This window comes from Microbacterium sp. (assembly GCF_017305435.1).
Lineage (GTDB): Bacteria > Actinomycetota > Actinomycetes > Actinomycetales > Microbacteriaceae > Microbacterium.
Window position 1 is genome coordinate 17,683 of sequence record NZ_JAFKIP010000010.1, and the last position, 9,852, is coordinate 27,534.

At 64.9% G+C, this 9,852-nt stretch carries 12 protein-coding genes; 10 read left to right on the forward strand and 2 right to left on the reverse strand.

What is annotated here, in order from left to right; translation table 11 throughout:
* Positions 1 to 230 precede the first annotated feature (230 nt).
* The 3 genes from J0I43_RS16375 (at position 231) to J0I43_RS16385 (ending at position 1,674) form a co-directional block, all read left to right on the forward strand.
* Positions 231 to 566, forward strand: a complete 336-nt coding sequence (locus J0I43_RS16375; RefSeq protein WP_215486939.1) for a hypothetical protein — start codon at positions 231 to 233, stop codon at positions 564 to 566.
* A 203-nt stretch (positions 567 to 769) separates the two neighbouring features.
* Entirely contained in the window at positions 770 to 1,525 is a 756-nt protein-coding gene (locus J0I43_RS16380) for a hypothetical protein (protein WP_292866441.1), read from the forward strand.
* 20 nt (positions 1,526 to 1,545) lie between these two features.
* On the forward strand, positions 1,546 to 1,674 hold the full coding sequence (locus tag J0I43_RS16385) for a hypothetical protein (protein ID WP_292866443.1): 129 nt from the start codon (positions 1,546 to 1,548) through the stop codon (positions 1,672 to 1,674).
* Between the two features lie 33 nt (positions 1,675 to 1,707).
* Here the strand turns inward: J0I43_RS16385 and J0I43_RS16390 are convergent, their stop codons facing one another.
* Positions 1,708 to 2,436 (reverse strand): transcriptional regulator, encoded by a 729-nt coding sequence (locus tag J0I43_RS16390; protein WP_367267563.1) that lies wholly within the window; start codon positions 2,434 to 2,436, stop codon positions 1,708 to 1,710.
* A 414-nt stretch (positions 2,437 to 2,850) separates the two neighbouring features.
* On the opposite strand from J0I43_RS16390, the gene J0I43_RS16395 reads away from it, so the two are divergent.
* A complete protein-coding gene (locus J0I43_RS16395) occupies positions 2,851 to 3,282 on the forward strand; it encodes a cupin domain-containing protein (RefSeq protein ID WP_292866462.1) in 432 nt (143 codons plus the stop codon).
* Between the two features lie 24 nt (positions 3,283 to 3,306).
* Positions 3,307 to 3,687 (forward strand): SDR family oxidoreductase, encoded by a 381-nt coding sequence (locus J0I43_RS16400; protein ID WP_292866465.1) that lies wholly within the window; start codon positions 3,307 to 3,309, stop codon positions 3,685 to 3,687.
* A 32-nt stretch (positions 3,688 to 3,719) separates the two neighbouring features.
* On the opposite strand, the gene J0I43_RS16405 is transcribed toward J0I43_RS16400, so the two are convergent.
* Complete coding sequence (locus J0I43_RS16405) at positions 3,720 to 4,991, reverse strand: hypothetical protein (RefSeq protein ID WP_292866445.1); 1,272 nt, start codon at positions 4,989 to 4,991, stop codon at positions 3,720 to 3,722.
* Between the two features lie 80 nt (positions 4,992 to 5,071).
* On the opposite strand from J0I43_RS16405, the gene J0I43_RS16410 reads away from it, so the two are divergent.
* From J0I43_RS16410 to J0I43_RS16430, 5 genes are all read left to right on the forward strand, one after another.
* On the forward strand, positions 5,072 to 5,824 hold the full coding sequence (locus J0I43_RS16410) for an ABC transporter permease (RefSeq protein WP_292866448.1): 753 nt from the start codon (positions 5,072 to 5,074) through the stop codon (positions 5,822 to 5,824).
* 282 nt (positions 5,825 to 6,106) lie between these two features.
* The gene (locus J0I43_RS16415; protein WP_292866451.1) at positions 6,107 to 7,330 is read left to right on the forward strand and encodes an ISL3 family transposase; all 1,224 of its coding nucleotides are present in this window, start codon (positions 6,107 to 6,109) and stop codon (positions 7,328 to 7,330) included.
* A 144-nt stretch (positions 7,331 to 7,474) separates the two neighbouring features.
* Positions 7,475 to 8,191 (forward strand): hypothetical protein, encoded by a 717-nt coding sequence (locus J0I43_RS16420; protein ID WP_292866455.1) that lies wholly within the window; start codon positions 7,475 to 7,477, stop codon positions 8,189 to 8,191.
* Between the two features lie 54 nt (positions 8,192 to 8,245).
* Positions 8,246 to 8,695 carry an AAA family ATPase gene (locus J0I43_RS16425; protein WP_292866468.1) on the forward strand — a complete coding sequence of 150 codons (450 nt, stop codon included), beginning with the start codon at positions 8,246 to 8,248 and terminating at the stop codon, positions 8,693 to 8,695.
* Positions 8,692 to 9,543: a hypothetical protein gene (locus J0I43_RS16430; protein WP_292866458.1), complete on the forward strand. Its 852-nt coding sequence runs from the start codon at positions 8,692 to 8,694 to the stop codon at positions 9,541 to 9,543. Before J0I43_RS16425 ends, J0I43_RS16430 begins: the two co-directional genes overlap by 4 nt.
* Positions 9,544 to 9,852: the final 309 nt, after the last annotated feature.

Genomic DNA, 9,852 nt, shown 5'->3' on the forward strand with positions numbered 1-9,852 from the left:
CCAGGGTGAGGGCGGCAAGGGAGACGCTGAGCCATGCAGCGGAACGGCGTGGTGAAGACGGCATCCATGCACTCTCCGTCGTCGGCTCTAAGGCAGCACTGAGAAGTCCCACAGCGCCTATGGATCTGCTCAACGCTGACCGCCGGCGGCTGATTCTTTGACGCTCATCAGAGGCCGCACGTCACGGTGAGGTTATGCGGGACCAATCGCCCGCGGAATGGAGACATGACATGACTGTTCAGAAGAAGACCCTCATCGCGAGTATCGGCGGAGGTGCAGCGGCCCTCGTCCTCGGTATCGGTGGTGTCGCGCTCGCCCTGCCCGCCAACGCAGCGACGCCGGCGCCGGCGAGCTCCACGTCGGCCACAGGCACCGCGGCCGTCGACGGCAACTCGACCGCGGACACGGAAACTGCCGACGACAACGGTGCGGCCGACACGGACACCGAAACCGCCGACGACAGCAGCGCGACCGACACGGACACCGAAACCGCCGACGACAGCGGGGCTGCGGACACCGACACGGAGACCAACGACGACGCCTCCTCGTCGTCGAGCGGCAACTGAATCGAGACGACGAACCCCATCGTCATCTCGCCCCCACCGGTCGCGGGGCGTCTGGTCCGAGGCGCCCCGCGATCGTCACTTGTCGCAGCCCGTCGCCGAGCGGCACTTTCTTAGAAGTGACTTAGACGAAGGGTCGAAGGCTCGGCGTTATGACTCCCTACCGTCCCCGGACCGGCGCCCTCGAGCCCGGTAGCGTCTCTCGGGTGCCGGAGCCGACACTCGTCTTCTGGGCTACGAAAGCGGCTTCGACGGCTCTGGGTGAGGCCCTCTCGGATTTCTCCATCCGCATCATGGATCCTGTCGTCGCGGTCTTCCTCGGCTTCGTCTTCTTCGCCCTGGCCCTGGTCTTGCAGCTGACGCGAGGCCGCTATGTCCCCGCGGTGTACTGGCTGGCAGTGGCCGCAGTGGGAGTGTTCGGCACGATGGCCGCCGACGTCATGCACGTGGTGCTCGGCTTGTCGTACGCCGCCACGGCTGCACTGTACGCGGTCGTGCTTGCGGGAACGTTCGCGCTCTGGTGGCGCACCGAGCGGACGCTTTCCGTCCACCAAATCACCACGACTCGTCGCGAGCTCTACTACTGGGCGGCCGTCGTGGGGACCTTCGCGCTCGGTACCGCCGTGGGCGACCTCACTGCAGTGGGGCTGGGACTCGGATACCTGCCGTCTGTTTTCCTGTTCGCCGCGGCGATCATGCTCCCGGCGGTCGGGTACAGGTATTGGCGTTGGGGGGCCGTGTTCTCGTTCTGGTTCGCATACGTGTTGACCCGCCCGCTCGGCGCGTCGGTCGCGGACTGGCTCGGCAAGCCATCTGCCGAAGGGGGGCTCGGCGTCGGGTCGGGGTGGGTGTCCCTCGGCTTCGCGATCATCATGATCGTGCTTGTCGCTGTGATGTATGTGCGTCCACAGACCTCGACGGCGCTGGCTTCCCGGGACGCTCCGCGGGCGCGGGTCGGGTGAAGAAATTAGGAGGTCTCCGCATGTGGAGCACCGCGGCAGGTGTCATTGCCGGGGCAGTGGTCATCGCGGGTGTGTTGGCCGGCGCGGTCAAGCTGGCCGCGATCATCGCTGACCAGCTCGACGACAAGGATGACGAGTTCGCCGACTGACAACACACGCTTCCTTCGCCACGCCGGACGCGGTCAACCTTCCCGCCCGGAGCCCTCGTCGAGGCCCACAGGTGCAGAGGTCAAAGCCATCAGCAGCCGGAGAGCATCTGCTGATCGTGATGCGGGCTCCGCGTCGTAGGCGACGAGCGCCAGCCCATCGTCGGCGGGGAAGGTCAGCGCTTCGAACGTCAATGTCAGCTCCCCCACAAAGGGGTGGTGAAGGGTCTTGGCCCCGGTGGAGTGCCGATACACCTCGTGAGATGCCCAGCGGCTCCGGAAATCAGGGCTGCGGGTCGCGAGCTCTCCGATAAGGTCCGTGAGTCGTTTGTCCGTCGGGTACCGCCCGGCTTCGGCGCGCAGCGTGGCGACCAGCCCGTCGGCCATCGCAGCCCAGTCATCCCAGAAGTCATGCGATCCCGCGTCGAGGAAGGTGAACCGCGCGGTGTTAGCAGGCTGCGCGGCGCTACTGAGGACAGGGCTGTAGAGGGCGCGGCCGGGCGTGTTGAACGCGAGCAGGTCGAGCCGACCGTTGCGGAGGTACGCAGGGCCTGACATCGAGTCGAGAAGACGCTGCAGGCCGGGCCTCACCCGGCTCGTGACCGAGGCGCGGGGCCGTAGCCTCACGCTGTTCGCGTTTCGAGCCAGATCGAACAGGTGAGCACGCTCGGTGTCGTCGAGTCGCAGTGCGCCTGCCAGGGAGTGCAGCACGCTCTCGGATACGCCGGTCAGGTTTCCGCGTTCGAGGCGTACGTAGTAGTCCACGCTACGTCCGCGAGCAGGGCGAGCTCCTCCCGACGCAGCCCGGGAACGCGTCGCGCGCCTCCGAACGGGGTGATGCCAGCCTGCTCGGGTGTCAAACGTCCCCGCCGCGTCGTCAGGAAGTCGCGGACCTCCGACCGGTTGTCCATCAGCCGAGCATACGAACATCCATGATCTTCGCGAGGGGTGACAGCATTACCTGGCTCGTGGTCCGCGCGGGGGTGACCATGGAAGAACGTTGCGGAAAGGGGAATCGTCATGGCCGAGAAGACGCGAGCACAGCAGCTCGTCGGGGACATCGCACCGAAGCTCGCTGCTCGTCGAAGCGATCGTGCACCTCGCGTTCTACGCGGGGTGGCCTCGGGCGATGTCGGCCGTGCATGTCGCGAAGCGTGTGTTCGCAGAGCCGGCGGACTGATGCACATCGATCCTCGGGGCGCGACGGTGCGGGGACGATCGGATCGATTCACCGGCGACGTATGGGTCGACACCATCGCCCGCCCCCAACCGCCTGGATACGCGACAGTTGCTCTGGTCCGATTCGCCCCCGGCGCGCGCACCGCCTGGCACATCCACCGCCATGGGCAGACCCTCCACATCACGCAGGGAACCGCCGTAGTGCACACCCGCGATGGTCGGACAATCATCGCGGGCCCAGGCCAGAGCGTTCACACTCCGCCGGGAGAGTGGCACTGGCGCGGCGCCGCGGACGACAGCTTCATGGAACACCTCGCCGTCAGCACCCTCCCCCCATCTGAGAAGGACTCCGCTGTCAAGTGGGCCGAACACATCACCGCGGAGGAATACGCCTCCGCTCTCACCCACAACGAAAGGCCTTCCAACCCATGAACGAGAACACCACCCCTCGGCGCGATCACCGCGACCGAAGTGTTCCTCGACCAGCTGCGCGAAGCGCCCGGCGACGTCATCAACCTGTCGTCCGTCGCCGGGCGCACCGCCCGCGCAGGCAACGGCGTCTACGCGGCGACGAAGTGGGGGCTCAACGGCTGGTCAGAGTCCCTCCGTCAGGAACTTCTCCCCAACGTGCGCGTGACCCTCATTGAACCGGGCGTCGTCGACACCGAGCTCCCCTCGCACATCACCCACGACGCCACACGCGAAGCCGTTCTGAAGGGATACTCCGCGGCCACCGTCAAGCCGGAAGAGATCGCCGCGGTCATCGGCTTCGTTCTGGCTCAGCCGCGCCACCTCGCCATCAACGAGATCCTGCTGCGCCCCGCCGACCAGCCCTGAGGGTCGCTGTCCGCCAGGGCCGGTCGGCTCGGTCACGACGAGAGTGCCGAGAGCAGGGTGGACAGCGCGTCCTCCTCCGCTACCGCGTCCGGGCTGGAGGCGCGCACCTCGGTGAGGACCGCGTCGATCATCCCGTCGAGCACAGCCCACCCGTTCGGATTCAAGGGTTTCAGCACCGATTGCGCGGCATCCCACGCTGATTCGAGGTCCTTGACGCGAGCCACGGCACCGGCCTGATCCCCGGCTTTCACCTTTTCGAGGGTGTCTTGCGAGATCGTCCGAAGTTCGCTGACGTCTGCGGCGGGGAAGCCCGCGGTCGCCGACTCGCCGGGTGCGAGAGTTGCGGTCGACGCGGGTCCTTCTTCGCTCGCTACCGCTGTCGTGTGGGGCTGCGCAGACGCCCAGATCAGCAGGCCGGCGGTGAGCACAGCGACTCCACCGAAGTAGCCGAGCATCGCCCGTTCCCGTTTCGGGCTCGACCATGGGCTCCGCGCCCACGAAGGCTGCTTTGTCAGTTTGTCGGGGTCGGTGGCGTCCGCGCGCGATACCGTCAGATAGATCACAGTCGCGATGATCGCGACGAGGAAGATCACGCTGGTCACAGCGACTCCCAGCCCGAGACCCTGCTGGTCAGCCGGGAAGCCCATCCAGTCTCCGAGGTTCGCGCCCAACGGGCGGGTCAGGATGTAGGCGAGCCAGAACGACAGTGTCGCGCTCGCGCCCAGGCGCCAGCCGATGATCACCGCGATGATGAGCGCCGCGGGAAGCAGCACCGACACACCCGGACCCCAGCCGGTCACCTCGAGGATCCAGTCGCCGGCGGCGGTCCCCAACGCGAAGGTCACGAGGATCGCGAGCCAATAGAACAACTCGCGCGGGGTGCTGGTGATGCTGTGGATGGATAGGGTGCGCTGGCTGGCCCACCAGACTCCGAACACCACTGCGAGCACGCCCGCGAACACGGCTGTGCTGACTGCGAGAGGTACGCCGAGCACATCGGTCAGGATGTCGGTGTACAAGGTGCCGGTCACGCTGACCACCACCACGGTTAGCCAGTACACGACCGGCACGTATCGTCGCAGCGACAGCTGCCAGATGAGGACGCCTGCGAAGACGATCGTGAAGAGGACCGCGGTCATCTCGAGGCCGACGCCGAGGGTCATGTTGATCCAGTCCGCGAAGCTCTCACCGACCGTGGTGCAGAGGATCTTGATGATCCAGAACCACAGCGTGATCTCCGGCACCTTGCTGAGCATCTCGCAGCGGCCGGAACCAGCGGGCGCGATCGTCGTGTTGTTCGTCACGATCTGCACGCTACGAAGGTGCGACTAATCCGTCTCTAAGCGGAATACCGCTCGTTTCATGCCTTCGGTAGGCTCCGGCTGTGACCCTGTCCGACGACCTCGCCGCGTCTCTCGTCGGTGTGGTCGTGCTCGCAGTGGTCGCCACGCTCGTCCTGGCGCTCTTCCGTGTTCCGCGGCTCTGGGAGCCCGCCGTTGCGATCGTTCGAGGCGCCGCTCAACTCGCGGTGATCAGCGTGATTCTCACGGGGATCGTGTCGAGCCCCGAATGGATCGCCGTGGCGCTCGTCGTGATGTTCACCATCGCCAGCATCGTGGCGACGGGTCGCATCGGCTGGTCGTTGCGCGACTTCGGCACGATGTCCTCCTCGATCGCGGCGGGGGTTGTCGTCGCCCTGACGATCGTCTTCAGTACCGGTGCTCTGGAGTTCACCCCGCGGTACGCCCTCGCGATCGGGGCGATCATCATCGGCAACTCAATGAGCATCGCCACCTTGACAGGCAGATCGTTCACGAGATCCGTCAATGATCACTGGGATGAAGTCGAGGGGTGGTTGGCGCTCGGCGCGAAGCCCCGTCAGTCCACGATCACGCTCGCTCGCGGCGCAGTGCGCGACGCGCTCATCCCCTCGATCGACCAGACCAAGACCACAGGCCTGGTCGTCCTCCCGGGAGCCTTCGTCGGCGCTATCTTCGGCGGTATCTCCCCGCTCGAAGCCGGTCGATTCCAGATCGTCGTGCTCGCCGCGATCATGGCCGCCGGGTCGGTCGCCGCAGTGCTGATCGCCCTTTGGATGGGCGACGTCCGTACGCGGCCTAAAGCGGTGCTGGCGTGAGACGTGCCCGCGCGGATGCGCGGATGTCGGAAATCGAGCCGTTCGTCGCCACCCGCGAGAGGTGTGCCCGGTCTGGGACGGTCGTTAACTTGTGGTCGTGACGGACTACTGATCCGCTTCGTCGCTGATCTGGTTGAGCACTGCCATAGTGGCAGTGTGACTGGAAAACGGGCTCTTCGCAGTTGAGGGTGCAGTCGAGGGTCGGCGGCTGGTTCGCGGATAGACGTCGAGGTCTTCCAGGATGGAAGTTTTCACACTGCCCATCTGCCGGAAGACCTCGACTTGCACCACCCTACGTTCGCGACCCCTGACCTCACCACGTTCTGCCGTCTCGATGAGCTCGGCCTCGAAGCCATCGGCCAGTTGATCGAGCCCGACCGGGCGGTACTCGAGTGCCGCGTCGTTGACGATGACCCGTGGTGTCGGAAGTGTGGCGCCGAGGGCGTGCCGCGCGACACCGTGACGCGTCCGCTCGCGCACGAGCCGTTCGGTCACCGGCCCACGACGCTGCTGGTGCGGGTGCGCCGCTACCGGTGCGGCCACTGCCGCCGCACCTGGCGGCAGGACACGACGAACGCGGCGGCGCCGCGGGCGAAGATCTCCCGCGGCGGGGTCGGGTGGGCGCTGAAGGCGATCGTGGTCGACCACCTCACCGTCTCCCGCGCCGCGGCAGGCCTGGGGGTGTTGTGGCACACCGCGAACACCGCGATCCTCGCCGAGGGCAAGCGGCGGCTGATCGACGATCCGGCCAGGTTCGACGACCTCACGCCCGCCCGCAACAAGACAGGTCCCGCACGGCTGCTGGACATGGTCGAGGGTCGGTCGAAGGCGGTGTTCAAGCAGTGGCTCGCCGCCCGGCCCAAGGAGTGGTCGAAGCAGATCGAAGTGGTCGCGATGGATGGGTTCAGTGGGTTCAAGACCGCCGCGTCCGAGGAACTCCCCGACGCGGTCCCGGTGATGGATCCGTTCCATGTCGTCCGGCTCGCCGGTGACGCCCTGGACCGGACCCGGCAGAGGGTTCAGCAGGACACTCTCGGGCACCGCGGTCACGCCGGGGACCCGCTCTACGGGGTCCGCCGCACCCTCCACACCGGCGTGAGCTTCCTCACCGAGAAGCAGACTGCACGGCTGGACGCGGTGTTCGCGGTCGAGGAGCACGTCGAGGTCGAAGCGACCTGGGGCATCTACCAGCGCATCGTCGCCGCCTACCGCGAACCCGACAAGAAGAAGGCGAAGGAGATGATGCGGTCGGTGATCGATTCCGTCAGCAGTGGCGTCCCCGCGATGCTGGCCGAGATTCGCCGGCTCGGTCGGACGTTGAAGCAGCGCGCCGCGGACGTCCTCGTGTTCTTCGACCTCGCCGGCACGAGCAACGGTCCGACAGAGGCGATCAACGGCCGACTCGAGCATCTCCGCGGCTCCGCGCTCGGCTTCCGCAACCTCGCGAACTACACAGCCAGGAGCCTGCTCGAGGCCGGAGGTTTCAGACCCTCGCTACACCCTTGATTCCGAAGAGCCGGAAAACGCCTAACTCTCGTTCGCGCTGTCGCAACACAGGTCCTCGGCGAGTACACCCATGAAATCACCTTTCCTGCGGAAGACGATTTCATGATTGTCTAGGGGCCCAACGGCGTCGGTAAGACGAAGTTCTTGGAGATCATTCGGGCCCTGTCGCAGTTTGACGGAGGGACTCTCCAGGCACTTCCATTTGACACGGCAGCGCTCTACTACTCGGACGGAACGATCCTCCAGGTCCGCGGCATCGATCTGCCCATGGTGGCGGTCAACGGAAAGTGGATTTCGCGACGCCTCCAGTTTGTGATCGAGAAGGCAGACGAGGAACCAGCGACGTGGGACTTCGAGGAAGACGAGTTCGAGTCCTACCTCGACGCCCACACGACGTGGAGACGGTATGACGAAGCTGGCTTGTGGGAGGACGCCCAGGATGGAGAGCTGGTTCACATATCCGAGTTGAAGGATAGGTTCGCCGACGTCGATCGACGTCAGTCCCGCTCCGAGTCGGGCAGGCCGCTTCCAGAACTGTTTCGTCGATTGCGTGCCGCCACTCCGACCTATCTCATTGAGACGCAACGGCTTCGGACTGCTTCGGTGCAGACGAATCGGTTTGCGACCCCGAGGCATCCCGCGCGTAGACGGGTCGACTCCAAGATCGTGCAGTACGGCGCGCGGATGCAAGGACTTCTCGCGAGCGCGCAAACAGCACACTCGACCATCACTCAGCAGTTGGACCGAGACTTTCCGCTGCGAGTCCTGTCGGGCGTAAGCGTCGTGCCGCACGTCGGCGAGGTTCGCCGGCGCTACGAAGAGCAGAATGACTTTCGAAGACGGCTGGGACGCGTCGCCTAAGTAGACCTCTCGGATGAGCTCGAACTGCCCGATGGGTCGCTCGAGGAGTGGGAACTGCGCCTACTGAATCTCTATCTCGATGATGCTCAGAAGAAGCTCGCTCCCTTTGCGGCGTTGCTCCGGAAGGTCGAACTCCTCGAGGAGGTTGTGAACTCCCGGCTGTTGCGAAAGCGCTTGGCGATCACAGCGAAGGATGGCCTGTCGGTTCAGCACCAGTCCGATGACCGGCCGATCAGTCTTGACTCGCTGTCATCGGGTGAGCAGCACGAGATTATCCTCATGTTCGATCTCCTCTTCAACGTGCCCGCCGGCGCCCTCGTGATGATTGATGAGCCGGAGATCTCACTGCACGTGGTCTGGCAGTTGGCCTTTATTCCGGATGTGCAACGGATTGCCGAGTTGGCTGACTTTCGGTTCATTGTCGCCACTCACTCACCGCAAATGATCAATGACGATTGGGACAGGGCGACTGCGCTCGGGCCGGAGGAGGTTCCCTTCGCATGAGGGGGGCCATAACGCCCACGACCATCTTCGGCACAGTGGCGATGGCGCGCCAAGGGTCGAGTTCCCTGATCCTTGTGGTTGAAGGAGACGACGATCACTTCATGATCAAGGAGCACATCAACGACGGCGACGTGGTCTTGATTGGTGGGAGTGGCAGGCCAAAGGTGCTTGAAGCGGCAGTGAAAGCGGAGCAGCGAGGTGTGCGGGGGGTGCGGTTCCTAGTGGACGCCGACTACGACAGGTTCACTCAGCCAGCTTCGCGCTATCCCTCCAACGTCGTCGCCTCTCAACACCACGACGCGATGATCGACGTGGTGCTCACGAATCCGGCGGTTCTAGACCGCGTGATTGCGAGCTACGGTCGATCCGTTGATCGTCGGGGAGGAACTCTCGACGTCGCATCTGTTCGCGACGCTGCAATCTCTCTCGCGGCGGCCCTCGCACCACTCCGAATTGTGAACGAAAGAATGGGCTACAACCTCAATCTCAGGGACTTTCCGTTCGGCCGTCTTGCTTCGATCGTGCCGACGGCGGCGGATCTCTCAACGCTCGTCATAGAGCGGTCAGACACAACGCTGACTGCCGCGCAGCTGGAAGCCGAGATAGAAGGCCATCGGTCGCACGCAGGCACTGACGTCGCGGTGCTTGCCGGGGACCATGACCTCTTCCGAGCTCTGGCGCGAGTTCTTGTAGATCACGGCGTGAACGTTCGAGCAGACTTCCTGTGGTCGGGGTTCATGTCCGCTGTCGACTGCGGGGTATTGGCTGTGGTGCCCTGGTATCAGGAACTGCTCGACTGGGGCGTAGCGAATTCGCGTGCCACCTTCAACTGCAAGCTTGCTGCTTAGTCACCGCTCGCTCGCGGTAGATAAGCAGTGACATGTCACGGACCGCTCTCGACCTACAGGCGCGTCAGTAGGAATCCGCCATTTCGCGTGGAATTCTGCCCCCCGAGTGGCTGCCAACTACCGTGGAATCCTCGGATTTTCCGCCATCTCGAGCGGGAACGGTCAAGTCCCGTGGTGTGGTGTCACTCCGGTTGCTTCCTGGGGGTGGTGGTCAGGCGGTGAGGTGGAGCTCGGGGCGGGCGGGTTCGGTGTGCTCGGTGAGGATGTGGACGAGTCTGCGCATGGAGATGTCGGAGAAGTAGCGGCGTT